The 25,186-nt window shown below is 62.2% G+C and carries 23 protein-coding genes and 1 tRNA gene; 11 read left to right on the top strand and 13 right to left on the bottom strand.

Going from position 1 to position 25,186, the window contains the following annotated elements; all coding sequences use genetic code 11:
* On the bottom strand, window positions 1–1,386 hold the full coding sequence (locus Q0O40_RS02120; RefSeq protein WP_295525580.1) for a TIGR03013 family XrtA/PEP-CTERM system glycosyltransferase: 1,386 nt from the start codon (window positions 1,384–1,386) through the stop codon (window positions 1–3).
* Window positions 1,387–1,639: 253 nt separating this feature from the next.
* On the opposite strand from Q0O40_RS02120, the gene Q0O40_RS02115 reads away from it, so the two are divergent.
* Window positions 1,640–3,991, top strand: a complete 2,352-nt coding sequence (locus Q0O40_RS02115) for a patatin-like protein (RefSeq protein WP_295525577.1) — start codon at window positions 1,640–1,642, stop codon at window positions 3,989–3,991.
* Here Q0O40_RS02115 and dnaJ read toward each other — a convergent pair.
* A complete protein-coding gene (gene dnaJ, locus Q0O40_RS02110) occupies window positions 3,960–5,093 on the bottom strand; it encodes a molecular chaperone DnaJ (protein WP_295525573.1) in 1,134 nt (377 codons plus the stop codon). The genes Q0O40_RS02115 and dnaJ overlap by 32 nt on opposite strands.
* Before the next feature lie 80 nt (window positions 5,094–5,173).
* Entirely contained in the window at window positions 5,174–7,087 is a 1,914-nt protein-coding gene (dnaK, locus tag Q0O40_RS02105) for a molecular chaperone DnaK (protein WP_295525570.1), read from the bottom strand.
* A 167-nt stretch (window positions 7,088–7,254) separates the two neighbouring features.
* Between dnaK and Q0O40_RS02100 the strand changes: the two genes are divergently transcribed.
* Together Q0O40_RS02100 and Q0O40_RS02095 are read left to right on the top strand one after the other, a co-directional pair.
* On the top strand, window positions 7,255–7,755 hold the full coding sequence (locus Q0O40_RS02100; RefSeq protein WP_295525567.1) for a copper chaperone PCu(A)C: 501 nt from the start codon (window positions 7,255–7,257) through the stop codon (window positions 7,753–7,755).
* Window positions 7,752–8,213: a vgr related protein gene (locus Q0O40_RS02095; protein WP_295525564.1), complete on the top strand. Its 462-nt coding sequence runs from the start codon at window positions 7,752–7,754 to the stop codon at window positions 8,211–8,213. Before Q0O40_RS02100 ends, Q0O40_RS02095 begins: the two co-directional genes overlap by 4 nt.
* Before the next feature lie 48 nt (window positions 8,214–8,261).
* Here Q0O40_RS02095 and grpE read toward each other — a convergent pair whose 3' ends face one another.
* Window positions 8,262–8,834, bottom strand: coding sequence for a nucleotide exchange factor GrpE (gene grpE / locus Q0O40_RS02090; RefSeq protein ID WP_295525561.1), 573 nt, complete (start codon window positions 8,832–8,834; stop codon window positions 8,262–8,264).
* Window positions 8,831–9,895, bottom strand: coding sequence for a heat-inducible transcriptional repressor HrcA (hrcA, locus tag Q0O40_RS02085; RefSeq protein ID WP_295525658.1), 1,065 nt, complete (start codon window positions 9,893–9,895; stop codon window positions 8,831–8,833). Before hrcA ends, grpE begins: the two co-directional genes overlap by 4 nt.
* A gap of 148 nt (window positions 9,896–10,043) precedes the next feature.
* Between hrcA and rph the strand changes: the two genes are divergently transcribed.
* From rph to Q0O40_RS02065, 4 genes are read left to right on the top strand one after another with little or no spacing between them, the layout of a single operon-like run.
* Window positions 10,044–10,760, top strand: a complete 717-nt coding sequence (gene rph, locus Q0O40_RS02080; RefSeq protein ID WP_295525559.1) for a ribonuclease PH — start codon at window positions 10,044–10,046, stop codon at window positions 10,758–10,760.
* Window positions 10,757–11,416 carry an RdgB/HAM1 family non-canonical purine NTP pyrophosphatase gene (gene rdgB / locus Q0O40_RS02075; protein WP_295525556.1) on the top strand — a complete coding sequence of 220 codons (660 nt, stop codon included), beginning with the start codon at window positions 10,757–10,759 and terminating at the stop codon, window positions 11,414–11,416. Before rph ends, rdgB begins: the two co-directional genes overlap by 4 nt.
* Before the next feature lie 13 nt (window positions 11,417–11,429).
* Window positions 11,430–12,581, top strand: a complete 1,152-nt coding sequence (hemW, locus tag Q0O40_RS02070) for a radical SAM family heme chaperone HemW (RefSeq protein ID WP_295525553.1) — start codon at window positions 11,430–11,432, stop codon at window positions 12,579–12,581.
* The gene (locus tag Q0O40_RS02065; RefSeq protein ID WP_295525551.1) at window positions 12,578–13,471 is read left to right on the top strand and encodes a tyrosine recombinase XerC; all 894 of its coding nucleotides are present in this window, start codon (window positions 12,578–12,580) and stop codon (window positions 13,469–13,471) included. Before hemW ends, Q0O40_RS02065 begins: the two co-directional genes overlap by 4 nt.
* An 18-nt stretch (window positions 13,472–13,489) precedes the next feature.
* Here the strand turns inward: Q0O40_RS02065 and Q0O40_RS02060 are convergent, their stop codons facing one another.
* From Q0O40_RS02060 to Q0O40_RS02045, 4 genes are all read right to left on the bottom strand, one after another.
* Window positions 13,490–14,236 carry a hypothetical protein gene (locus Q0O40_RS02060; RefSeq protein ID WP_295525549.1) on the bottom strand — a complete coding sequence of 249 codons (747 nt, stop codon included), beginning with the start codon at window positions 14,234–14,236 and terminating at the stop codon, window positions 13,490–13,492.
* A gap of 133 nt (window positions 14,237–14,369) precedes the next feature.
* Entirely contained in the window at window positions 14,370–15,689 is a 1,320-nt protein-coding gene (locus Q0O40_RS02055; protein ID WP_295525655.1) for a HAMP domain-containing sensor histidine kinase, read from the bottom strand.
* A 110-nt stretch (window positions 15,690–15,799) separates the two neighbouring features.
* Window positions 15,800–16,477: a response regulator transcription factor gene (locus Q0O40_RS02050; protein WP_295525652.1), complete on the bottom strand. Its 678-nt coding sequence runs from the start codon at window positions 16,475–16,477 to the stop codon at window positions 15,800–15,802.
* Between the two features lie 117 nt (window positions 16,478–16,594).
* Window positions 16,595–16,882: a PepSY domain-containing protein gene (locus Q0O40_RS02045; protein WP_295525548.1), complete on the bottom strand. Its 288-nt coding sequence runs from the start codon at window positions 16,880–16,882 to the stop codon at window positions 16,595–16,597.
* 170 nt (window positions 16,883–17,052) lie between these two features.
* On the opposite strand from Q0O40_RS02045, the gene Q0O40_RS02040 reads away from it, so the two are divergent.
* A complete protein-coding gene (locus tag Q0O40_RS02040; protein WP_295525546.1) occupies window positions 17,053–18,855 on the top strand; it encodes an ABC-F family ATP-binding cassette domain-containing protein in 1,803 nt (600 codons plus the stop codon).
* On the opposite strand, the gene Q0O40_RS02035 is transcribed toward Q0O40_RS02040, so the two are convergent.
* Complete coding sequence (locus Q0O40_RS02035) at window positions 18,827–19,966, bottom strand: acyltransferase (RefSeq protein WP_295525544.1); 1,140 nt, start codon at window positions 19,964–19,966, stop codon at window positions 18,827–18,829. The two genes, Q0O40_RS02040 and Q0O40_RS02035, sit on opposite strands and share 29 nt — an antisense overlap.
* A 154-nt stretch (window positions 19,967–20,120) precedes the next feature.
* On the opposite strand from Q0O40_RS02035, the gene Q0O40_RS02030 reads away from it, so the two are divergent.
* Together Q0O40_RS02030 and Q0O40_RS02025 are read left to right on the top strand one after the other, a co-directional pair.
* Window positions 20,121–20,702, top strand: a complete 582-nt coding sequence (locus tag Q0O40_RS02030; protein ID WP_295525542.1) for a helix-turn-helix transcriptional regulator — start codon at window positions 20,121–20,123, stop codon at window positions 20,700–20,702.
* Window positions 20,703–20,709: 7 nt separating this feature from the next.
* Window positions 20,710–21,900 (top strand): glycosyltransferase, encoded by a 1,191-nt coding sequence (locus Q0O40_RS02025; protein WP_295525540.1) that lies wholly within the window; start codon window positions 20,710–20,712, stop codon window positions 21,898–21,900.
* Between the two features lie 3 nt (window positions 21,901–21,903).
* On the opposite strand, the gene secF is transcribed toward Q0O40_RS02025, so the two are convergent.
* The 3 genes from secF to yajC all read right to left on the bottom strand — a co-directional run bounded on the left by secF (window position 21,904) and on the right by yajC (window position 24,909).
* On the bottom strand, window positions 21,904–22,881 hold the full coding sequence (secF, locus tag Q0O40_RS02020) for a protein translocase subunit SecF (protein ID WP_295525538.1): 978 nt from the start codon (window positions 22,879–22,881) through the stop codon (window positions 21,904–21,906).
* A gap of 16 nt (window positions 22,882–22,897) precedes the next feature.
* Window positions 22,898–24,502, bottom strand: coding sequence for a protein translocase subunit SecD (gene secD / locus Q0O40_RS02015; RefSeq protein ID WP_295525536.1), 1,605 nt, complete (start codon window positions 24,500–24,502; stop codon window positions 22,898–22,900).
* A gap of 62 nt (window positions 24,503–24,564) precedes the next feature.
* Window positions 24,565–24,909 (bottom strand): preprotein translocase subunit YajC, encoded by a 345-nt coding sequence (yajC, locus tag Q0O40_RS02010; protein ID WP_295525534.1) that lies wholly within the window; start codon window positions 24,907–24,909, stop codon window positions 24,565–24,567.
* 198 nt (window positions 24,910–25,107) lie between these two features.
* On the opposite strand from yajC, the gene Q0O40_RS02005 reads away from it, so the two are divergent.
* Window positions 25,108–25,184, top strand: a tRNA-Pro gene (locus Q0O40_RS02005).
* Window positions 25,185–25,186 lie beyond the last annotated feature (2 nt).

Raw genomic sequence — 25,186 nt, 5'->3', positions numbered from 1 at the left:
TTACCGCGCGCCCTCATTCCAGAGCACCACGCGCAGCGTCTGAATGAGGATCAGGAGATCAAGGAACGGCGTGTAGTTCTTGGCGTAATAGAGGTCATATTCGAGCTTGTGACGCGAATCCTCGATCGAAGCGCCATAGGGATAATTGATCTGTGCCCAGCCGGTGATCCCCGGCTTCACCATGTGGCGCTCGGCATAATACGATAGCTGCTCTTCCAGTTCGCCAACAAATTCCGGGCGTTCGGGCCGGGGGCCGACAAAGCTCATCTCGCCTTTGAGCACGGTCCAAGCCTGCGGCAGCTCGTCGATGCGCAGCTTGCGGATCAGACGGCCCACCCGCGTAACCCGCGGATCATCCTTCGAAGCCCACTGCGCGCCTGCTTTTTCGGCGTCGGTGCGCATCGAGCGCAGCTTGATCAGATTGAAATTCTGCCCATACAGCCCGACGCGGGTCTGCCGAAACAGCGCCGGCCCTTTGCTGTCGAGCTTCACCAGAAGCGCAAAGAGCGCGATCAGCGGTGCGGTCAGCGCAAGCAGGATCAGACTAGCAAAGATATCGAACAGACGCTTCATCGCGCTCGAAATCATCCGCCCGGACGAGAACCCGTCAGAGAAGATCAGCCAGCTGGGATTGACCGTATCGAGATCGACACGGCCGGTTTCGCGCTCCATGAAGGTCGAGAAATCGTTGACATGAACCCCGGTGGTCTTGATCCGCAGCAAGTCCTTGAGCGGCAGCGCATTGCGCCGTTCCTCGAGCGCCAGAACCACCTCGCTCACCCCCAAATTTTCGACATAACGGGTGAAGTTGTGGATCGCACTGCGGTTGATGGCCTCTTCGATAACATGCGCGCCGTCGCTCATGCCGATGTAGCCGACAATGACGAAGCCTGCTTCGGTCCGCTCGCCCAGTTTGCGCAAACGGTCGGCGCGTTGGCCTGCGCCCAGCACCAGCACGCGGCGTCGAAACACCGCGGTTCCCAGCAATCCGCCCAGCAAAATGCGGATGAACACCAGGATCGCCATGGCGATGAACATCGCGTAAAACAGATTGGAGCGCCACAAAGTGCGCCCGGGCAGCAGGAAATACACCACCGATAGAGCAATGATGCCAAGACTGACGGCAACCATCAACCGCGCAGTAGCATAGCGCACCGAGCGCAGCGCATCCGAGCCATAGACACCCACCGCGATCATCGCGGTCTGCACCAGCACCGCAAAGATCATCAGGGGCAATTGACGATCACTGACCGCGCCGACATCGATCCCAATCTGATGCGCACGAACCAGCCAGCCCAGCTCACCCGCCACGATCAGCCCGACGAAATCGAGCAGGCCCAGCAGCAGCACGGCATTCGGGATGTAATGTTTGAACAGGCGGATCATAAAGCGCCGCACTCACCCGGTTGGCGGCCCGGAATGGGCCCCATGAACCGTGTCTGTAAGCGCTCAGGTGTAAAGCGTCGGTAAACTTGACAGCTCCGCCATCAGATTCATGGGGCCCGAACGCCCCAATTCTGAAGCGACTCCGGGCAAAACACACGCCCGATGTCGGATTGATTTACATGGCCAAGCAGATTGAACGCGTGCCACACTTACACTCTGGCCGCCGCAGTCAAGCCCTGTCATGATACACGTCATGCGGCAAAAAGAACTGCGCCTCGCACTGGTCTGTTATGGCGGAATCAGCCTTGCGGTCTACATGCACGGCGTGACCAAGGAAATCTGGTACGCCACCCGCGCCAGCCGCGCCTTTCACCAAGGTGATCCACCCGAGAGCGGATCGCAGCGAATTTATCATGCCTTGCTTGCCAAAATTGCCGATTTGCGGAGCATCAAGCTGCGCTTCATTCCCGATATCATCTCCGGCGCAAGCGCTGGCGGCATCAACGGCGTATTTCTGGCACAAGCGATGGCGAGCGGGCAGAGCCTTGAACCGTTAACCCAGCTGTGGCTCGAGAAGGCAGATGTCGATATCCTGCTTGATCCCGACGCCCGGCCTTGGAGCCGCTTTGCCAAATTCTGGGCGCAGCCGATCGTGTGGTTTGTGCTGTCGCGCCCGGGCAATGTCGTCTCAAGCACCGTTGCGCAGGAGACCCGCGCCGAGGTCCGGCTCAAGGTCTCGCGGCTGATCCGCGCGCGCTGGTTCGCTCCGCCGTTCAGCGGTATCGGCTTTTCGCAGCTCTTGTGCGACGCGCTTGAGGCGATGGCGCAGACCGCGACTGATCGTGCTCCGCTGATGCCCCCCGGGCATCCGCTGGACTTGCTGGTCACGGCAACCGATTTCCACGGGCATCTTGAGGAACTACGGCTTCACAGCCCGATGGTTGTCGAAGAGAGCGAGCACCGGCTCGCGATCGGATTTCGCCGCTCCGCCGATACGGCGGGCAGCAGCGACCTTGCGGCGCGGGCCGAGCTGGTCCTCGCAGCACGAGCGACGGCCAGCTTCCCCGGCGCGTTCCCGCCGCTCATGCTCGACGAGATCGATGCGATGGCGGCGCAGCGCGATCTGGCCTGGCCCGGTCGCGAAGATTTCTTGAAGCGAATCATGCCTAGCCGCTGGAAACGCGGGCAAACCGGCGATGTGGCGCTGGTCGATGGCGCAGTGCTGGTCAACCGGCCATTTGCGCAAGCGATGAGCGTCTTGCGCGATCGGCCGGCGCAGCGCGAGGTGGACCGGCGTCTGGTTTACATCGATCCCAGCCCTGATCATATGCGCATGGCCGCGAACGGAGTTCGCACGGTCGGGTTTTTCTCAGCCATTTTCGGCTCGCTGTCCTCGATCCCGCGCGAACAACCGATCCGTGATAATCTTGAGGTCATCGAGGCGCAATCGCGCGAAACCGGGAGGCTGCGCATGATCATCGATGCGTTGCGCCCGCAAATCGATACGGCGGTGGAAACGCTGTTCGGCTATACCTTTTTCTTTGATCAGCCCACCCGCAAGCGGCTCACTGCGTGGCGCGCAAAGGCACAACAAGCCGCTGCGCAGCAGGCAGGCTTCGCTTTCCATGGCTACGCCCAAGTCAAGCTGGCGGGAATTGTCGCCGCGCTAGCTGAGGTGATTTACGAGGCGGCTCCCGGTGCAACCCCGCGCGAGCGCGTTGAAGCCGCCTTGTGGAGCCATCTGGCGATGCTGGGCTTTGATCAGCTCTCGCTGGCCAAAGGCGGCGCGACCGCCGCAGCGATCGATTTTTTCCGGGCGCATGATCTGGCCTTCCGGGTTCGCCGGATGAAGTTACTCGCAAGACGCTTGCGGCAGAATTGGGACGAAAGCGAAGAAACAGTGAGCGCGGCGGATCGTGAAGCGGCGCGCGATACCGTCTACCGCGCGCAGGCGCTCTATCAGGAAAAACAGACTGCATCGGGTCTCGGCGAGGATTTCCCGATGATTGCGGCGCTGATCTGCGAAGATCCCGCGCTGGTGCTGGCAGCGATTGAACAGCGGCGTGATCTCACCAGGATCGATGTCACCGTGGATGGAATGATCATTACTGCGCTGGCAGGCATGACCAAGCCGCTGCGGCGGCATTTCCTCTATGAATACTTGGGCTTCCCGTTTTACGATGTGGCGACTTTGCCATTGCTGCAAGGCGAAGGGATGGGCGAGTTCGACCCGATCAAGGTCGACCGGATTTCACCCGACGATGCCACCTCGATCCGCCCGGGTGGCACCGCTTCTTGCCTGCGCGGCACGGAATTTTTCAGCTTCGGGGCGTTTTTCAGCCGCGCTTACCGCGAGAACGATTATCTCTGGGGCCGGCTTCACGGCGCTGAGCGGACGATCGATCTGATCGCCTCCACTGCAGAACCCGCGCTCGACGCGAGCGACGTGCGGATATTCAAGCGCGACGCGTTTCTTGCCATTCTTCAGGAGGAGCGCGGGCGCCTCAAAGCAGAACCTGGCATGGTCGATCGCGTGATCGGCGAGGTCCATGCGATGTTCTCGGAGGCGACAACTACTCCGTCAGATCCGTCCATGCATCCTTGATCCGGTCGAAGAAGCCCTTCGATTGCGGGGACTCATCCCCGGTTTCGGTGGCCTGGAATTCGCGGAGCAGTTCGCGCTGACGTGCGCTCAATTTCGTCGGTGTCTCCACCTGGATCTCGATCACCAGATCACCCACGCCGCGCGCCTGCAGCACCGGCATGCCTGCGCCGCGCTTGCGCAGTTGTTTTCCCGATTGAATTCCCGCGGGAATTTCGATCGTGTGCCGCGCCCCATCGAGCCCGGGGATATCGATCTCGCCGCCGAGCGATGCCACCGTAAAGCTGATCGGGCAGCGGGTGAGCAGCGTCGTGCCCTCGCGTTCGAACACGCGGTGCCGCGCGACGTGCAGGAATATATACAGATCGCCTGCCGGCGCGCCTTGCGGCCCGGCCTCGCCCTTCCCTACCAAGCGGATGCGGGTGCCGTTGTCGACCCCGGGCGGGATCGCGACTTCCAGCTTCTGTGCGGCATCGACGCGGCCCTCGCCCCGACAGGAGCAGCAGGGACTCGCGATCACTTCGCCGCGGCCATGGCAGGTCGGGCAGCTGCGCTCGACCATGAAGAAGCCTTGCTGCGCGCGCACTTTGCCCTGTCCGCCGCACAAGTTGCAGCGCCGGGCAGATGTGCCAGGCGTTGCACCCGATCCGCCGCAGGGCGCGCAAGTTTGCGCCACCTCGACCGTGATCTCGGCCTGCTTGCCATGAAACGCATCTTCGAGAGTGATTTCCATGTCATAGCGCAAATCGGCGCCGCGCCGCGCCTGTCCGCGCCCGCCGCCACCAAAGGCACCGCCAAAGAAAGTCTCGAAGATATCGCCGAGATCGCCAAACTCCGCGCCGCCGCCACCAAAACCGCCCGCACCGCCGCCGCCTTGCTGGAACGCGGCATGCCCGTATTGGTCATAGGCCGCGCGCTTTTGCGGATCGGACAGGCAGGCATAGGCCGCGCTGATCGACTTGAACGTGGCCTCGCTATCGGCGCAGCCGGGATTTTTGTCGGGATGGAATTTCATCGCCAATCGCCGGTACGACGACTTAATGGTCTTGTCGTCGGCCCCCCGGTCAACCTCGAGCAGTTCGTAAAAATCAGCTTCCGCTGCCATTGTTCCACCCCAAGCGCCGCCCACACCTTGCACACAAGCGCCAGGTGTGGGCGAACGCTATCCCTACTCTGTTTCGAAGATCAGGCTTTCTTGTCGTCGACTTCGGAAAATTCCGCGTCAACCACGTCCTCATCGGCGGCGGGCGCATCAGCCGCGCCCGGCGAAGCCGAAGCAGCCTGCTCCTTCTCGTAGATGGCCTGACCCATCTTCATCGCCTTTTCCGTCAGGGCCTGCGTCTTGGCATTCATGTCGGCCACATCGCCGCCCTCGATTGCCTGCTTGGCCTCGGCGATAGCAGCTTCGATCTCGCTCTTCAGCGAGGCATCGATCTTGTCGCCGTTTTCCTCGATCTGGCGCTCGGTTGCATGAACGAGGCTGTCAGCGTTGTTCTTGGCCTCGGCGGCCTCGCGGCGCTTCTTGTCCTCTTCGGCAAACTGTTCGGCATCGCGGACCATCTGATCGATGTCCGAATCCGAAAGCCCGCCCGAGGCCTGAATGCGGATCTGCTGCTCCTTGCCGGTGCCCTTGTCTTTGGCCGAGACGTTCACAATGCCGTTTGCGTCGATGTCAAACGTGACCTCGACTTGCGGCACGCCGCGCCGCGCTGGCGGAATGCCAACAAGGTCGAACTGGCCGAGCATCTTGTTGTCCTGCGCCATTTCGCGCTCGCCCTGGAACACGCGGATCGTCACCGCCTGCTGATTGTCCTCGGCGGTGGAGTAGACTTGGCTCTTCTTGGTCGGGATGGTGGTGTTGCGGTCGATCATCTTGGTCATGATCCCACCCAATGTCTCGATGCCCAGCGAAAGCGGGGTAACGTCGAGCAGCAGAACATCCTTGACATCTCCCTGCAGCACGCCCGCCTGAATGGCCGCGCCCATGGCGACGACTTCGTCCGGGTTGACGCCGGTGTGCGGGTCTTTGCCAAAGAAATCCTTCACCACTTCGCGCACGCGCGGCATGCGCGTCATGCCGCCGACCAGCACAACCTCGTCGATGTCCTTGGCGGTCAGCCCGGCATCGGCCAGCGCTTTCTTGCACGGATCGAGCGTGCGCTGGATCAGGTCCGCGACCAGCTTCTCAAGATCGGAGCGGGTAACGGTCTCCACCAGATGGAGCGGGGTGGTAGCGCCGCCTTCCATCCGCGCAGTGATGAACGGCAGGTTGATCTCTGTGGTCTGCGCGCTCGAAAGCTCGATCTTGGCCTTTTCAGCGGCTTCCTTCAAACGCTGCAGCGCCAGCTTGTCGGTGCGCAGGTCCATGTTTTCCTTGGCTTTGAACTTGCTCGCCAGAAATTCGACCATGACATTGTCGAAATCTTCGCCGCCCAGAAAGGTGTCGCCGTTGGTGGATTTCACTTCGAACACGCCGTCGCCGATTTCGAGCACGGAGATATCGAAAGTGCCGCCGCCAAGGTCGTAAACCGCAATGGTCTTGCCGTCCTGCTTGTCGAGGCCGTAGGCCAGCGCCGCTGCGGTCGGCTCGTTGATGATGCGCAGCACTTCAAGGCCCGCGATCAGCCCGGCATCCTTGGTTGCCTGGCGCTGCGCATCGTTGAAATAAGCCGGCACAGTGATCACCGCCTGCGTCAAGGTTTCGCCCAGATAGCTCTCGGCGGTTTCCTTCATCTTCTGAAGAATGAAGGCGCTGATCTGCGAGGGGCTGTAATCTTCAGAGCCGGCCTTGACCCACGCGTCGCCGTTCTTGCCCTTCGTGATGGCATAAGGAACGAGGCTCATATCCTTCTGCGTCATCGGATCGTCAAAGCGGCGGCCGATCAGGCGCTTCACCGCGAAAATCGTATTGTCCGAATTGGTCACAGCCTGGCGCTTGGCCGGCTGACCGATCAGACGCTCGCCATCCTTGCTGAATGCAACGATCGAGGGCGTGGTGCGCGCACCTTCCGAATTTTCGATAACCCGGGGCGTGCCCCCATCCATCACTGCCACGCAGCTGTTGGTCGTGCCGAGATCGATACCGATAACTTTAGCCATTTTTCCCCAATTCCTTATCGCATGAGACACCGCCGATGCAGCGCTCCCCGAGCGGGCGAGCACTGCGATTACGGCTCTACAGGGGCGATATAGGTGCGGTTTAGCTTGGCACAAGGCCTCGCAAGTCCTAGTTCAGCGCTGCTTTGTTCCCGTTGGAAGGTCCTGCCATGCGTTTGTTGCTTGCCGCTGCTCTTGCTGTTCTCCCGCTCGCGCTGGCCGCCTGCCAGCCATCGGCACCCGAGCCTGCGAGCAGCACCGCGGCGCCCGATGCCGCCCCCGGGATTGCGCTCAAAGACGCGGTGATCCAGCTTCCCGCCGTGGCCGGGCGTCCCGGTGCCGCCTACTTCACCGTGTCGCAAAGCGGCGGCGCTGCGCGCAAGCTGGTTGCGGTTTATGTCGACGGTGCCAAGCGCAGCGAAATGCACGAAAGCGGCATGAAGGACGGGATGATGACCATGGCTGAAGTGAAAGAAGTCGCGCTGGGCGACGGCAAAACCGTGATCTTCAAGCCGGGCGGCTATCACGCGATGCTGTTCGAGGTCGTTCCATCGCTGAGAGCGGGCGAAAGTGCGGAGATCACGATCACGCTCGATAATGGCGACAAGGTCAGCGCGCCGGCGAAGATTAAAGCGGTCGGCAGTGATGCAGGCCATATGGGCCATAGGTGAGCGACGCCGGACGCCCGCTGACCCCGGGCGAAGGGGCGCTGGTGCGCGAGGTTTTCAGGAATGCGATCGACCTTGCGCCCGTGCGAATCCGGCTCGCGCGCTTCTTTCCGTTCCAGCCCACCGCCACCGTCATGGCGCCGATGGGTCATATCCATTTCCACCCTAAAGGCCCGCACTACCGCGACGATTTTGCCGAGGCCACTGTGGCGCTGCAAGGGCTGTTCATCCACGAGATGGTTCATGTCTGGCAATCGCAGCAAAAAGGGCGCTTTTGGTTGCCGCTGATGCGCCACCCATTCTGCCGCTATGATTACCGCTTCGTGCCCGGCAAACCGTTCGAGGCTTACGGCATCGAGCAACAAGCCGAACTCGTGCGCCACGCCTTTCTGGCGATGCGCCAATGCCCGGCGGCAGCAGCACCGCCCCTCGAAACCTTGAGCGCTCTCCTGCCGTTCTGAAACCTCCCCGCTTGCGCTGAACACGCCAACAGGGAGGCCCAGCAAAAATCAATCCGGCTTCTTCGCCACAGCGACCATCGCGGGCCGCAGGAGGCGGTCCTTGATAGTATATCCCGCCTGCAATTCCTGAAGCACGGTCCCCGGCTCGGCATCATCGGAGGGAATTTCGAGCATGGCCTGATGCTGATGCGGATCGAGTGGCAGGCCGCGCGCGGCGATCCGGTTGATGCCGTGGGTGCCAAAAACCTTGTCGATTTCGCGCCCGGTCGCATCAAGCCCGTTCACCAGATTCTTCCATTTCTCATCGTCGCGCAAATCCGCCGGGATAACCTCAAGCGCGCGCGCCAGATTGTCCGCAACCGAGAGTATATCGCGCGCGAAGGCGGTGGAAGCATAAGCACGCGCGTCAGCTATGTCTTTTTCCATGCGGCGGCGCACGTTCTGCGTCTCCGCCTTGGCATAGAGGATGTCCTGTTTTGCGGCCTCAAGCTGCTCTTGCAGAAGCGCAATTTGCTCATCAGCGGATGGCTGATCAATCATGTCCTGCGGCACACCTTTCAGTTCGATTTCAATTTCGGCTGCCGTTGCCGCGTCGTGCGGGCGGGTATCGTTGTCGCTCATTTTCTTGAAAATCCGTCTTGTCCGATAATCTTGCTCAAGGTTTGAGCCGTCAGATCAACCATGGGGACAACGCGCGCATAATTCAACCGCGTCGGCCCGATCACGCCCACCACGCCGACCACCTTGCCGCCATCATCGCGCCACGGCGAGGCGATCACCGCCGAGCCCGACAGCGCGAACAGCCGGTTCTCGCTGCCGATGAAAATCCTTGCGGATTGCGCCTCGCGCGCTGCATCGAGCACGTTGGCAATCGCTTCGGTGTTTTCCAGTTGATCGAGCAACTGCCGGACCCGCTCGATGTCTGAGAGCGCCGCCTCGTCGAGCAGATTGGCTTGGCCGCGCACTACCAGAACCGGGCGCTGGGCGGCATCGCGGCTCCACACCGCCAGTCCGCGCTCAACCAGCGCGGCACTGGCCGCATCGAGCGCCGAGCGTCCGCCGGCGATCTCGCTCAGGGTAAGCGCCGCCGCTTCGGCCAGCGTGCGCCCCATCATCCGTGCGGTCAGGTAATTGCCCGCATCCTCCAGCGCGGCCGGGCCGGAAAGCCCGGGCATCTGGATCACCCGGTTATCGATCCCGCCGTCTTCGTCCACCAACACCACCAGCGCACGCTCAACCCCCAGCGGCACGAACGAAACCTCGCGCAGCCGAGGCTCGCGCCGTGGCACCATGACCACGCCTGCCCCTGCCGAAAGCTCGGACAGCGCAAGGCTTGCCGCTGCAATGGCGGCTTCAATGGTGCCGCCGCCCGCAAGCCCGCGTTCGATCTGCGCTCGGTCGCTGGCCGAAGGCTCGGCGACTTGCATGATCCCATCGACAAACAGCCGCAAACCGACATCGGTGGGCATCCGTCCCGCGCTGGTGTGCGGGGCGGCGAGCAAGCCCGCGTCCTGCAATTCCTGAAGCACCGAGCGGATCGAGGCCGGGGACAGATTGATCCCGGTGCTGCCGGCCAATGTTTTGGAGCCCACCGGCTGGCCGCTGGCGATATAGCCTTCGACCACCAGCCGGAAGATTTCTCGCGCGCGGCTGGAGAGTTCAGTGAGGGTCACGCCGGTCATACCCGCCATCTAGGCGCGATGGCGGCGATTAAAAACCCGCCCTTTTGCTCCGGCCTCTTTCAATCCGCGCCGCGCGGGCTAAGAGCAGGGCCAAGATCCTGCTCGGGGCGCAGTGCCCCCGGCACACCCCCAATCTGGAGCTTACCCCATGCGCCCTTCCGGCCGCGCCGCAGATCAAATGCGGAGCATCTCGATCGAAACCCATTTCACCAAACACGCCGAAGGTTCGGTGCTGATCGGCTTTGGCGATACCAAGGTACTTGTCACTGCCTCGGTTGAAGAGCGCGTGCCGCCGTTCATGCGCGGCAAGGGCGAAGGCTGGGTAACGGCGGAGTACTCGATGCTGCCACGCGCCACCCACACCCGCAGCGCGCGCGAGGCGGCCAAAGGCAAGCAATCGGGCCGAACGCAAGAAATCCAGCGCCTGATCGGGCGATCCTTGCGCGCCGTCACCGACATGAAGAAGCTGGGCGAGCGGCAGATCACGATCGATTGCGATGTAATTCAGGCCGATGGCGGCACACGCACCGCTTCGATCTCCGGCGCGTGGGTCGCGCTGCGTCTTGCGGTGCAGGGCCTCATGGCGAACGGCGCGATCACCGAGGACCCGCTGACCCGCAAGGTCGCGGCGATTTCGTGCGGTATTCATCAAGGCACTCCGGTGCTCGATCTCGACTATATCGAGGACAGCTCGGCCGATGCCGATGCCAACTTCGTGCTGCTCGAAGGCGGCCATATCGCGGAAGTGCAGGCCACCGCCGAAGGCGCGACTTATGACGAGGAAGGCTTGCTCCGCCTGCTGCGCCTCGCCCGCATCGGCTGCGCTGAAATCTTCGCGGCGCAGGAAAAGGCCGTGACGCGGTGACACGCCTGCTCGCGCCCGCCAAACTGGTGATTGCCTCGCACAACGCGGGCAAACTGCGCGAGATCCGCCCGCTGCTCGAGCCTTACGGGATGGAATGCGTCTCGGCCGGGGATCTGGGGCTGCCCGAACCTGCCGAGACAGGCACTACCTTTGCCGAGAACGCCTTGATCAAGGCGCACGCTGCTGCGGCCGCTTCAGGCATTCCGGCGATCGCCGATGATTCGGGCTTATGCGTCAGCGCCCTTGGCGGAGCACCCGGCATCTATACCGCCGATTGGGCCGAAGCCGCTTCGTTCGAAGGCGGCCCCGGGCGCGATTGGTACATGGCGATGGGCAAAGTCGAGGGCAAATTGACGCAGCTTGGCCCGGATACGCCGCGCGATTGCTGGTTCACTTGCGTACTCGCGCTCGCTTGGCCCGATGGCACCAGCGCGGTCTATGAAGGCCGCGCCATGGGTAGCCTGATCTGGCCGCCGCGCGGGACGCTGGGGTTCGGCTACGATCCGGTGTTTGTACCCACTGGAGACACCCGTACTTTCGCAGAGCTAGATCCGGCAGAAAAGCATCGAATCAGCCACCGCGCCGATGCTTTTGCCAAACTGGTCGCAGGCGCATTGACCGACAACAGCCATGTAAACGAGCAGTCAGGCTCCTGACCATGGGCACCGCATGACCCTTGCGCTCTATATCCACTGGCCGTTTTGCCTCGCCAAATGTCCCTATTGCGATTTCAACAGCCATGTCCGCGCCGCCACCGATGCCGCACAGTGGCAAAGCGCGCTGCTGGCCGATATGGCGCACGAAGCCGCATTGACACCGGGGGCAACGCTCACCTCGATCTTCTTCGGCGGCGGCACCCCTTCGCTGATGCCGCCCGCGCTGGTCGAAGCCCTGATCGCGGCGGCGGCGCGGCACTGGCGGTTCGCCCCGGATATCGAGATCACGCTTGAGGCCAATCCTTCGTCGGTCGAGGCCGCCAATTTTGCCGCCCTGAAGCTTGCCGGGATCAACCGCGCCTCGCTCGGGCTGCAAGCGCTCGATGACCAGACCTTGCACTTTTTGGGCAGGCTTCATGATGCGGCGGAAGGTCTGGCTGCGCTCGATGTGGCGCAGCGGCACTTCGCCCGGGTCAGTTTCGATCTGATCTATGCTCGCCCGGAGCAAACTGCGGAGCAATGGCACAGCGAACTTGCGCAGGCGCTGGCGCTCGGCACCAGCCACCTTTCGCTTTACCAGCTGACGATCGAGTCCGGCACGCGCTTTGCCACGCTGGTGCGCGAGGGCAAGATTGTGCCGCTCGACAACGACGCGGCCGGCGACCTGTTCCAGCAAACGCGCGAGCACACTGCTGCCGCCGGGGTGCCCGCTTATGAGATCAGCAACCACGCCCGCCCCGGCGAAGAGAGCCGCCACAATCTGACCTATTGGCGCTACCTCGATTATGTCGGCATCGGCCCCGGCGCGCATGGGCGGCGCGGGCAGATGGCCACGATGCGCCACCGCAAGCCTGAAAATTACCTCCAGGCGGTAGCCGCCCATGGCCACGGTATCGCCGAGCAGCGGGCACTGGGGCAGCGTGAGCAGGCCACCGAAGCCATGCTAATGGGTCTGCGCCTCGCCGAGGGGGTCGATCCTGCTGCGCTAGCCGCACGGTTCGGTCTTGACGAGACCGACCTCATAATCCCCGCAAAGCGGGCGTTTTACAGCGATCTTGGCTTGCTGCGCGAAACCGGCAGTCGTTTGATTGTGACAGGGCGCGGCATGCCGCTGCTCGATGGGCTGCTGGGCGAACTGGTCCCGGCGGCGCTGGTCAGCGCATGAACCGTCAGGACATGCTGATTGCGTGGCACGATCACCTCGCGCTCGCCCGCCGCCGCTCACCGCATACCGTCCGCGCCTATAGCACAGCGGCGCGGCGGCTGCTCGAAGCGCTGGACGGGGAGCAGGACTGGACCACGCTGACGCGGCTGGACGCGGGTGCCTTGCGCACGCAATTGGCCAGTCGCCGGGCCGAGGGCATCGGCAATGTCTCCGCCGCGCGCGAGATATCGGCGATCAAGGCCTTTCTCGCCTTTGCTGCGGCGCAGGCCGGGACGCCGCATGTCCAGCCCCCCAAGCTGCGCGGACCCCGGATCAAGAAAGGCCTGCCCCGCCCGATCACCCCGGATGAAGCCGTCAATCTCGCCGAAAGCGTGACGCAGGACGCCTCGGCGGACTGGATCGCGGCGCGCGACCGCGCGGTCTTGCTGCTGCTCTATGGCGCGGGCTTGCGCATTGCTGAGGCGCTCGCGCTGCCGGCATCGGTGCTGCCGCTGGGCGAAAGCGCGGTGATCACTGGCAAGGGCGGCCGCCAACGTGTCGTGCCGTTACTGCCGGTGGTGCAGAGCGCTGTTGCCGATTATGCCGCGCGCGTGCCCTTCCCGCTGGCCAAGAACGAGCCGCTGTTTCGCGGCGCGAAAGGCGGGCCACTGTCACAAGGGATGATCCAGCGCGCAGTAGCGCAGGCGCGCAGCGCGCTCGGCCTGCCGACAACTGCCACCCCGCATGCGTTGCGCCACAGCTTTGCCACGCATCTTCTGGGCGCGGGGGCGGACTTGCGCAGCTTGCAGGAACTGCTCGGCCACGCCAGCCTATCCTCAACCCAGATCTATACCAAAGTCGATGCAGCAACGCTGCTCGATGTCTACCGCAGCGCGCACCCTAGGGCTTAAGCCGCAAGGCAGCAGCGATTACTTGCCCGCCACCCGATCAGCTTTGAGCTTCTTTTCCGTCCACTCCAGAAAATCCTTGGCGAATGCGTCGCGCAATTCAGCTTTAGCGATATCCACCATATCGGCGGTCTTAGGCGGGAACTTTTCAAGCGGATTCTTCACCGCGCCGATGGAGATACGCGGCGCGCCGCCTTTGCTGAAATCACGAAACTGCGTGCCAACAAACAGATGGCTACCGTGCATCATCGCCTTGAAATAAAAGACGCTGAGGAGCAGAAACTCGGCGTAACATGGATTTGTCGACGAGGTTATCCGCCTTCCAGCCTTGAGATCGGCATTCAGGACCTTGACCTTGGCCTTCAGTGCGGGATCCTCCTTGAGAGCGTCGCCCGACGGTGTCGGCGGCTCGACGATGACCCGGTAGCCTTCAACGCCTAGTTTCGACAGGTAGTTGACCTTCTCCATCTCAGCGAGTTGAACTTCCGGCCCAAGATAGTCCTTCATCAGTTCCTTGACCGATGCGACGCGCCCCTTGTGTGCCTCCGCATCAGCGAGGGCCCCGACTAACCCGAACCCGGAGAGCAAACCGCTATTGAAGCCGATGTAGTTTTCTGTGGGGAACACATGTAGCTCACAAGCCGCCTTATTGGGCACGCTCTTGTCCGCTGGCTGCGCGGCGGCGGTTGTCCCCTGCTCTTGTGCGAACGCTTGATTGGCAAACATCGCCAGAATGCATGCCAGACTAACGGCTAACCCCATCTTCATCAGATTTCCTCCCCCCAAGGTTGCCGATCTGCCTGAAATGATGACAGTTCTAGCGATTTGCCACGCCGCAATCTGCCAATCTAGCGCTGGGCACCAAGGTTTTATACGAAACACCACCAATCGAAGACAAGGGTCAATTCCCCGAACGCGGCAGCCGCAGCCGCGCGAGCAGCCCGCCAAGGTCGTCGCTTTCATCCAGATCAGTGGAGCCGCCATAAAGCTCCGCCACATCGCGCACGATGGCAAGGCCAAGGCCGGTGCCGGGTTTGCCAGTGTCGAGCCGCGCGCCGCGCGCGAACAGCTGGCCGCGCGCCTCTTCGGGAACGCCGGGTCCATCGTCCTCGATCCAGATTTCGCAAAACTTTGCGTCCCCTGGCACAGCATCGAGCGTGATGAACACCGAACCGCCGCCATACTTTGCGGCATTCTCAATCAGGTTGCCCAGGATTTCATCCAGATCCTGCCGCTCGATTGCGACCAGCGCATCGCGGTTCCCGTCCATGTCGAAACGCACCTTGGGATAAAGCCGCACCACTGCGCGCTGCACCGCCTCGGCGCTTTCGCCAGCGATCGCGCGGCTAAGGCCGGTGGCGCGCCGCCCCACCGCGCGCGCGCGCGCCAGATGGTGATCGACCTGGCGGCGCATCACCGCTGCCTCGCGGATCACGGTATCAGCCAGATCATCGGCTTTGGCAGTGGCGGCGTTCATCACCACGGTGAGCGGCGTTTTCAGCGCATGCGCCAGATTGCCCGCATGGGTGCGCGCTTCTTCGGCTTGGCGCACCGAGTGTTCGAGCAGCGCGTTGAGTTCCTCCACCAAGGGCTGGACTTCGAGCGGCAAGGGCTCGTCGACGCGGGCGGCGCCCCCTTGCCGCATCCGCGCGATCGCCCGGCGCACCCTCCGCAATGGCCCAAGGCCATAGTAGGTCTGGAGCGCGGCCATCCCGGCGAGCCCCAGCCCCAGCACCACAAATGACCAAATCAGAATAGCGCGGATCCGCTGAATCTGGCCATCCAGATCGGCGCGGCTCGCCGCCACCGAAAACTGCCACCGCGTCTTGCTTGCGGGAAGGATAACCGACCGCTCGATCACCCGCAGCTTCTCGCCTTTGAACTGCAGGCTGTCGTAGATATGCGGTCCGGTGTCGAAATGGTCGTCTTTGAGTTTGAGCGTCCGGTCCCAGAGCGAGCGGGAAGGGAAATCCTCGTGGCCGGGCCCTGAAATCTGCCAGTAAAGCCCGCTATTGGGCTCAAGAAAGCGCTGATCGCCCAGCGGCCGGTTAAAGAAAACCTCGCCGTCCGGGCCAAGTTCGGCTGAGGCTACCATGGCGGTGAGCATATAGCCCAATTGCTCGTCAAAGCTGCGCGTCACCAGCCCGGTCAAGGTACGATCGAGAGCAATCCCGCCCCCCAGCAGCAGCACGGTGATCCAGGCCAGCGCAATCAGCAGCATCCGCCGCGTCAGCGATCCGGTGTGCGGGGCGATTGCTGGTGCAGCCTTACGCGGGCTCGCGGTGCCGTCCTTGATGGCAGGCGCCTTGCTCACAGTCAGCGCCGCCAGCCTCAGCCGCGCCCGGGCAGCGCCGGATCGTCGAGGCTATAGCCCAGCCCGCGGATGGTGGTGATCACATCGGGGCCGAGCTTCTTGCGGATGCGGGTCACGAACACTTCGATGGTGTTCGAATCGCGGTCAAAATCCTGATCATAGATATGCTCGATCAGCTCCGTGCGGCTGACCACCTTGCCCTTGTGATGGAGCAGATACGAGAGCAGCTTGTATTCCTGCGCCGTGAGCTTCACCGGCTCACCATCGAGCGTAACCCGTCCCGAGCGGGTATCGAGCCGCACATCGCCCGCCATCAGCTCGGACGACGAATTGCCTGAAGCGCGCCGGATCAGCGCGCGCAGCCGCGCGATGAGCTCTTCGGTCTGAAATGGCTTGGCCAGATAATCGTCTGCACCGGCATCAAGCCCAGCGACCTTGTCCGACCAGCTATCGCGCGCGGTCAGCACTAGCACGGGGAATTTGCGGCCTTCCTTGCGCCACATGCCCAGCACCGTGAGACCATCGATCTCAGGCAAACCAAGATCAAGGATCACGGCGTCGTATTCTTCGCTTGAGCCCATATAGTGCCCGTCTTCGCCATTCACGGCGAGGTCGATGGCATAGCCGTTTTGCTCAAGCGTGGACTTCAGTTGTTTGCCAAGGGTTGGCTCGTCCTCGACGATCAGGATGCGCATTCCACACTGCCCCATGTTTTGCGCGCCGCAGTGCGCTTCAGTCATACGCCAGTTAATGGTCCAGCGAAGCTGAACGGTCAAGGAACAGCGCGGCGAGAGACCGCACTGTCGGCGCATTCATCGCCGTATTTGGCCTGTGCGCGCATCGATATCAATAAACACCACGCGCCCATCGCGGATGAATTTGAGCCGGTAGGCCATCGCGATCGGATCGTATTCAGGGCCAAGATACTGCATGCCGGACATGGATGGCAGCACCCGCTCCTCGATCTCGCGCAGCGAACGGACGTTGCCTGCGCGCATCTCGCGGCGCGCCAGCCCTTGCTCATCGGCGCGCTGCTGCGCCTCGGCAATCGGAGCAAACGCGATGAGGCCGAAGGCAAAAAGGGAAGTGATCAAGCGCATGATGGTCGTTTGTATAGCCTCGACCCATTGAACGGGTAGTGAATGTTGCCGATCTGTGCAGTTCATAAAGCCTTACCCCGCGCTAAGCCTATGCCAGCACCGAGCGCCGATGTGCAAGGCCTGCCGAACCGCTGGACCTGCGCGCGCGCGGCCGCTAAGCGCCATCGCCTATGGCAATTGCACCGATCCTCAGCTGGGAAGGCCTGAGCCTCCTCCAGGGCAACGGCTGGCTGTTCCGCGATCTCGACATTCATGTAACCCCCCGCGACCGGCTGGCGCTGATCGGGCGCAACGGCGCGGGCAAGACCACGCTGCTCAAGCTGCTCGCCGGAACGGTCGATGCCGACAAAGGGACTCGCTCGCTTCAGCCGGGCACGCGTATCATCACGCTGGAGCAGGACCCGTTCTTCACCGGTTTCGATACCTTGATGGACTTTGCCCTGTCTGGACCAGACGCGCCGCCGCGTCACGAGGTCGAGGCCATCGCCGGACAACTCGGGATCGACATGGCCCGCCCGGCGCTCAATGCCTCGGGCGGCGAGCGCCGCCGCGCGGCGCTGGCACGCGCGCTCGCCAGCGAGCCTGATCTGTTGCTGCTCGACGAGCCGACCAACCACCTCGATCTGGCAGCGATCGAATGGCTGGAAAGCTGGCTGATGCGCTATAATGGCGCGTTTGTGGTGATCAGCCACGATCGCACGTTTCTGGAACGGCTTACCAAGGCCACGCTGTGGCTCGACCGGGGGGCGCTGCGCCGCCGCGAAATCGGCTTTGGCGGCTATGAAGCCTGGATGGAGACGGTTTACGCCGAGGAAGCGCGCGCCGCTGACAAGCTCGACGCCAAGCTCAAGATCGAGGCGCACTGGCTGGAGCGCGGCGTCACCGCGCGGCGCAAGCGCAACCAGGGCCGCCTCGAAAAACTTTGGGAAATGCGCGCCACGCGCGCAGCCATGCTCGGACCGCAAGGCGCGGCCAAGATCGCCATCGCCAGCGACGACGCCAAGAGCAAGGCGGTCATCGTGGCGGACAAGATCACCAAAGTCTTTGGCGCAGGTGAAGCCGAGCGCACCATCGTCAGAAACTTCAGCCTGCGGATCACCCGGCGCGACCGGATCGGGCTGGTCGGCGCGAATGGCGCGGGGAAAACCACCCTGCTCAAAATGCTCACTGGCGAGCTGGCCCCCGACAGCGGAACGATCACACTGGCAAACACGCTTACCCCGGTCGTGATCGACCAGCAGCGCAGCCTGATGACCCCGGAAAAGCGCGTCCGCGATGTGCTGGCTGAAGGCGGCGACTGGATCGATGTGCGGGGGGTGCGCAAACATATCCACGGTTATCTCAAGGATTTTCTGTTCGATCCCAATCTGGTCGAGGCGCGGGTCGGCACGCTCTCGGGCGGCGAACGGTCGCGGCTTCTGCTGGCGCGCGAGTTCGCGCGGTTCTCCAATCTGCTGGTGCTCGATGAGCCCACCAACGACCTCGATCTGGAGACGCTCGATCTGCTGCAGGAAGTGATCTCCGATTACGAAGGCACCGTGCTGATCGTCAGCCACGACCGCGATTTTCTGGACCGCACGGTCACGGTCACACTTGGCATGGACGGCTCGGGCACGGTCGATGTGGTCGCGGGCGGCTATGCCGACTGGGAGAAGCAGCGCAAGGCGAGGCTGGCGAACAAGCCGGTGGCCAAGCTTTCAGGCCCCGCCGAGACCGCCGCCCCTGCCCCGCAGCCGCCCAAAAAGAGCAAGCTCAGTTACAAGGACCAGCGCGATTACGATCTGCTGCCCGCGCGCATCTCTGAAATCGAAGCTGCGATCAAGCGGGATGAGGCCGCGCTGGCTGACGCCGACCTTTATACAAAGAACCCTGCCCGCTTCGCTGCCCTCTCTGCCGCGCTCGATAAGGCTCGCGCGGAGAAGGACGCGGCGGAGGAACGTTGGCTCAGCCTAGCGGAGCTGGTCGAGGGATAACGGAATCGTTCTCGCTCATTACAGCTTTAGGCGCTTGTCTCTCGCTTTCAGACCACAGCGAGCACAACCACTTTCTGGCTGGGCGTTCAAAAGCAAAGAATGACACATAGGCCAAGCCGAAGAAAGCAAAGAAGCAGATCACCAACGCCAAATTCTGAACTGCAATTGAAGACCCAAGGTACCCCTTCGCACAAATTGAAAATATAATCGTGCGAACAACCGTGTGAAGCATATATACGCCATACGCAAGTTGGCCCCACGGAGCGAGAAACCTCACAAAAGTCCCACTCTCCTTCGTATCAGCAGCAATGGCGGAGATGGCGATAAAATAGACCAAAAAGATCAATAATTGGATTGGCAATAAGAAAATTGCTCCGATTATCAAGCAACCTAAGCCAAACACTAAGGCCGCAGCGGGTACGACAAGAAATCGAGCAATTTCATAGCGCAAAGCAAATGCGGACATTCCGAGCAGGAATGCTGGCAATGATCGGATGACCCCGAAGTCATGAGTGAGGTTGGTCCAATCTTCTGGTAACGTTGACTGCATGGCAAAGAGTCCGACGATCCATGCCGCGGCCAGCGCCGCAGGCGCCCATCGACGCCATTTAATGATCATGAGCGATGCAGGAAATGCGGCATAGCAAAACATCTCTGCACTAATTGACCAGCTTACATGATTAAAAGAATGCCCCGGACATAGGTGAAAAGAATTTAGCAGCAGTGCGTTAGGGATCAGGCAATTCCAATCATACTTGCTCGGATCGCCAGGTGAGGCATCTATCCGCATATAGACCAGACCAACTAGAACATAAAACGCCAGCGTCGCCCAATGAAGGGGTAGCAGGCGCGCGCCGCGCTTCCACATGAATTGGCAGAATTCAATACTACCTCTCATTTCACCATAGCAGTAGCAGATTATCGCCCCTGAGATAACAAAGAACATATCAACAGACAGACGTAGCACCTCAAATTGAGGGTAATCGCTTCCAAACGTCGATCCGAAATTCCATTGGTTTCTATAGTGGTAAATTACAACCAAAATGGATGAGATTATCCGAATTGCATCCAGATGAAGAAACTTTTCGCTCTCAGTACGTAGTTTCCACATGGGTCACCAGCTTAACTATTAACTTTTTGTTTGTGCAGCGTGCCAAAGGAAATGTCACGTCCATATTTCACAGCGGGGAGACGGTTCAGGCCGGTTTGCCCCGACCCGCAAACACTGTATATCGCGCAGAACTAACCCTCGCCGAGCGTGCTTCATGATCAATCGTATCCGCGACATCCGCCGCCAAAAGGGCTTCACGCTGGCCGATGTAGCGGCGCGCTGCGATCCGCCGACCACCGCGCAGACAATCGGGCGGCTGGAAACCGGGATGCGCTCGCTCTCGCTGGTATGGATGAACCGCATTGCCGCCGCGCTGGCGGTTGATCCGCAAGTTCTGGTGAAGCCCGACCAGAGCGTGCAACCAAGCTTCGTCGCCCGGCTGACAGCATCAGGGGCAGAGGCCATGACCCGGCCGATGGATGCGGTGCTGGAGATTGGCAGCGGAAATGCGCGGTTCGTGGTCATGGCAGTAGAAGTCAGCGCCGGTGACTACCGCAGCGGCGATCAAGTCTGGCTGCGCCAGATCGAACCCGAAGACTTTGCCCGCGCACTGAACCGCGATGTGCTCGCGCCGCGCCCGGGCGGGCGGTTTGTGTTCGGACGGATGATCGACCGGGCCGAAGGGCCAAATGGCGACCGGATCGCTGTGCTACCGCCCGGCGCGGGCCAGCGGCAGATCATCATCGATCATCCGGTCTGGCTCGGCATCGCCGAAACCCTGGTCAGGCAGATTTGATCTGCCGGTGAAGCGCAGACTGCTCTCGCTCGCCACGCTATATCCCGCGCCGGGGCGTCCCGGCTTCGGGCGCTTTGTCGCGCGCCAGATGCAAGCGCTGAGTGCGCGCGGCGATTGGGATGTGACCGTGGTCAACCCGGTGGGCCTGCCGCCGCTGCGGATTGGCCGCTATGCGCCGCTGGCCGCGATCCCGCGCATCGAGCACGAAGGCGGCGTTACCGTTCATCATCCGCGCTTCATGCTCATCCCGGCGCTTTCGGGGCGGATCAATCCGGCGCTGATCGCACGTGCGGTCATGCCGCTCGCGACCAGACTACACGCCGAAGCGCCTTTCGATCTGATCGATGCGCAATTCTTCTATCCCGATGGCCCCGCCGCGATGAGGATTGCCAGCGCGCTGAGCGTGCCGCTAGCGATCAAGGCGCGCGGATCGGATATTCATGTGTGGCAGGGGCAACCGGGCGCGCTGCCCCAGATGCGCGCGGCGGCGCAGGCCGCTGCTGCGGTGCTGTCGGTCTCGGCGGCCTTGGGGCGCGACATGACTGCGCTTGGCCTTGGCGGCGATAAGCTGAACGTGCACTATACCGGGCTGGATCGTGACCGCTTCTTCCCCTCCCCGCGCGGTTCCGCGCGTGAGGCAGCGAGGGTGCTACCCGGGCTCGAAAACCTTGGCGAAGGTCCGCGGGTGCTGAGCGTCGGCGCGCTGGTGCCGGTCAAGGGCCACGAGATCGCGATCTCGGCGATGGCGCTGCTGCCGCCTGAGGTAAACCTCGCGATCGTTGGCACAGGACCGCTCGAGGAAAGCCTGCGAGCGAGCGCCGCGCAGGCCGGCCTCGCCAGCCGCGTCCGCTTTCTTGGCAACGTCGAACACGATATCCTGCCGCAATTGCTGAGTGCGGCCAGCGCCATGGTGCTGATCTCGCAGAGCGAGGGCCTTGCCAATGCCTGGATCGAGGCGCTTGCCTGCGGAGCGCCGATCGTCATTCCCGATGTCGGCGGCGCGCGGGAGGTTGTCACCTCTCCGGCGGCAGGCCGCATCGTTGCGCGCGACCCCGCCGAAATTGCCGCTGCGCTGGCCGATCTCATCGCCAATCCGGCCCCTCAAGACGAAGTCGCTGCCTGCGCCGCCCGCTTCAGCTGGGCGGCGAACGCCACCGCGCTGGCAAAGATTTACGAAAGCGTGATCGCCGGTCGTTGAAGCTTAACCCCGTTCGCGGGCCAGCTTTTCCTGCCGGTCGAGCGCGGTTTCGGTCGGCACAAAGCTCTTTGACGTGACCTTGAGCCAGATCAGGATCGGCGCGGCCATATAGATCGAGCTATAGGTGCCGACAAAGATGCCCAGCGTAATCGCAGCGGTAAACCCGAAGATCACGTCCGGCCCCAGTAGCAACAGCGCGACCAACGTGATCAGGATCGACAGCGAGGTCACAATCGTGCGGTGCAAAGTCTCATTCACCGACAGATCCAGCAGCTCAGGCATCGGCATTTTGCGGTATTTGCGCAAGTTTTCGCGGATGCGATCGTAAACCACGATCGTGTCGTTGAGCGAATATCCGATCAGCGTCAGCAAGGCCGCCACGATATTGAGATCGAACTCCAGCTGCGTCAGCGCGAACATGCCCAAAGTCAGCATCACATCGTGCACGAGGCTGAACAGTGCGCCAATGCCGAACTGCCATTCGAAGCGCACCCAGATATACGCCGCAACGCCAAGAGCGGCGAGCCCGAGCGACAGGATAGCGCTCTGCCAAAGTTCAGCCGACACTTTGCCCGAGACCGAATCCACCCCGTCGATCCGTGCATCGGGATGATGGGTTTTCAGGTCGGCAGTGATCGTGCGCGCCATCTTGTCCGAAATCGCTGTGTCGCGGTCAGCGCCCGCGGGCAGCTTCATCCGGATCGAAATCTCGTTGGGCTTGCCATAACGCTGGATGATCGGCTCGCCAAAGCCGAGCGCGCCCACTTCGCCGCGCAACTGCGCCACCGGAGCCTCGGCACTTTGCACGAAGGTGACGCGGATCATCTGCCCGCCGACGAAATCGACGCCGAGATTGAGGCCCTTGGTGAACACCAGCGTGAGGCTGAGCGCCATCAGCAGCAGGCTACCGGCATAAAACGGAATGCGCCAGCGCAGGAATTTGATGTTGGTATGATCGGGAACGAGCTTGAGCAGTTTCATGGGATCATCTGCTCCTTCACAGCGCAATATCGGTGGGGCGGGCGCGGCGCAGCCATTGCGCCACCCACATCCGGGTCAGCGTCACCGCCGTGAATACCGATGTGGCAATCCCGATGAGCAGCACGATGGCAAAGCCGCGCACCGGCCCGGTGCCAAATGTGGCCATCGAAAGCGCGGCAATAACGTTGGTGATATTGGCATCGAAAATTGCGCGGCTGGCCTCTTTATAGCCCACTTCGATGGCTTGCACCACGCGCCGTCCGCGCTGCCGCTCTTCGCGAATGCGCTCGTTGATCAGCACGTTGGCATCCACCGCCGCGCCGATGGTCAGCACGAAACCGGCGATGCCCGGCAAGGTCAGCGTCGTGTTGATGATCGCCATAATGCCAAGGATCATGAGGACATTGATCACCAGCGCGATGCAGGCATAAGCGCCGAACCGGCCATAGCTGAGCAGGATGAAGGTCATCAGCGCCAGCGTGCCTACGCCCATCGCGATCATGCCCTTGCGGATCGAATCCGCGCCAAGATCCGGCCCCACGGTGCGCTCTTCGACCACTTTGAGATCGACCGGAAGCGCGCCCGAACGCAGAGAAATGGCGAGATTGTTGGCGCTTTCGGTGGTGAAGTTACCCGAAATCACGGCGCTGCCGCCCAGAATCGGCTCGTTGATATTGGGCGCGGAGAGCACTTTGCCATCCAGAATGATCGCGAACGGCTTGTTCACGTTCTGGGTCGTCAGCTTGGCAAACTTCGCGCCGCCCTCGCTGTTGAACGTGATCGCGACGGTCGGCTCGTTGGTCTGCTGGTTATTAGAGAGCTGTGCGTTGGTCAGTTGATCACCGCGAATGCCGCCCAGCCGCTTGACTGCGATCGATGGCGCACCGCCCTCCTTGGCATCGGCAAACGGCACGATCTCGCTGCCCGGAGGCGCGATCCCGCGCGCGATATCCGAAGGCAAGGCGGTGCCGTCCACCAATTTGAATTCAAGCTTGGCGGTCTTGCCGATCAGGTTCTTGAGCGCCTGCGGGTCCTGCAGGCCCGGCACTTGCACAACAATGCGGTTGGTGCCCGAACGGATGATCGTGGGTTCGCGGGTGCCCAGTGCGTCGATGCGCTTGCGCACGACTTCGACGGCGGTTTCCATCGCCTGCGAGACCGCCAGCGCAATCCCCTCGGCAGTAGGCGTGAGCACAAAGCGGTTGCCGTCGATTACCTCGATCTTCCAGTCGCGCTGTCCGGTAAGGCCTGCGCCGTTGGTCAGCGGAAGAATAGCTTCGCGCACCGCATCAATCTTCGACACGTCTTCGACAAGGAAGGTGAGCGCCCCGCCCCGGTTCGAGATATCGCTGATACGGATCGGCGTGGCGCCGGCCTTCAGTTTGGCGCGGACCGATTCGTCCATGCCTTCGATGCGCTGCTGGCCTACTTGCGCAGGATCGGCTTCGAGCAGGATGTGGCTGCCGCCTGCGAGGTCTAGCCCCAGATTAACATGCGGCGCCGGGAGCGCAGCGGGCCACCTGATGCCAAAAGTGGCGGTTAAAGAAGGGAGCGCGGCCGCGACGCACACCAGCGTCACGGCCCACAGCCAAATCACCTTCCAGCGCGAGAATTCCAGCATTGCCTGCAAATTTCCTGATGAGGCCGACCCGGCAGGGCAAGCCTGATAACCTGTGGACCTGATCAGTCGTTGGCGGGCTTGACGCCGGTGGGCGGAACGACATCGCCGATGGTCGATTTCACTGCCTTGACCCGCACGTTGGGGCCCAGTTCGAGATCGACGGTATGCTCGTCGACCTTGATCACTTTGGCCAGTAAGCCGCCCGCCGTCACCACCTGATCGCCCTTTTGGATGCCTGCAATCTTGGCCAGCTTGTCCTTCTGCGCGCGCATCTGCGGGCGCAGGATCAGGATGTAGAAAATGGCCACCATCGCCACCAGCGGCAAGAACCGCAGGTAGATCGGCGGTTCGGCGGCGGCGCGCGGGGCTGCTGCGGCAAGGAGCATGAGCATGGCAGGACCGTTCATGGGATCGGCGTCAACTTTCGGGGCAGACCAGCATGTGGCATTGGATGCCCCGCGCTGGCCGGTGATGGGACGCGCGACTAGCACCTTGCCCTGCGCAAGGCAATCACGAGGCCATCACGAGCCAGATGGGGGGCGCACAACAAGGCCATCGCGCCCCTTGCCTTCGCCAAGCCCCCTCCCTATAGCCCCCCTTCCGGTCGGGACGTAGCGCAGCCTGGTAGCGCATCACACTGGGGGTGTGGGGGTCGGAGGTTCGAATCCTCTCGTCCCGACCAAT

Origin of the sequence: Novosphingobium sp. Chol11 (genome assembly GCF_945870625.1) — a bacterium.
In the GTDB taxonomy this organism is placed as follows: domain Bacteria; phylum Pseudomonadota; class Alphaproteobacteria; order Sphingomonadales; family Sphingomonadaceae; genus Novosphingobium.
This window is presented reverse-complemented; position numbering and strand designations above follow the sequence as displayed.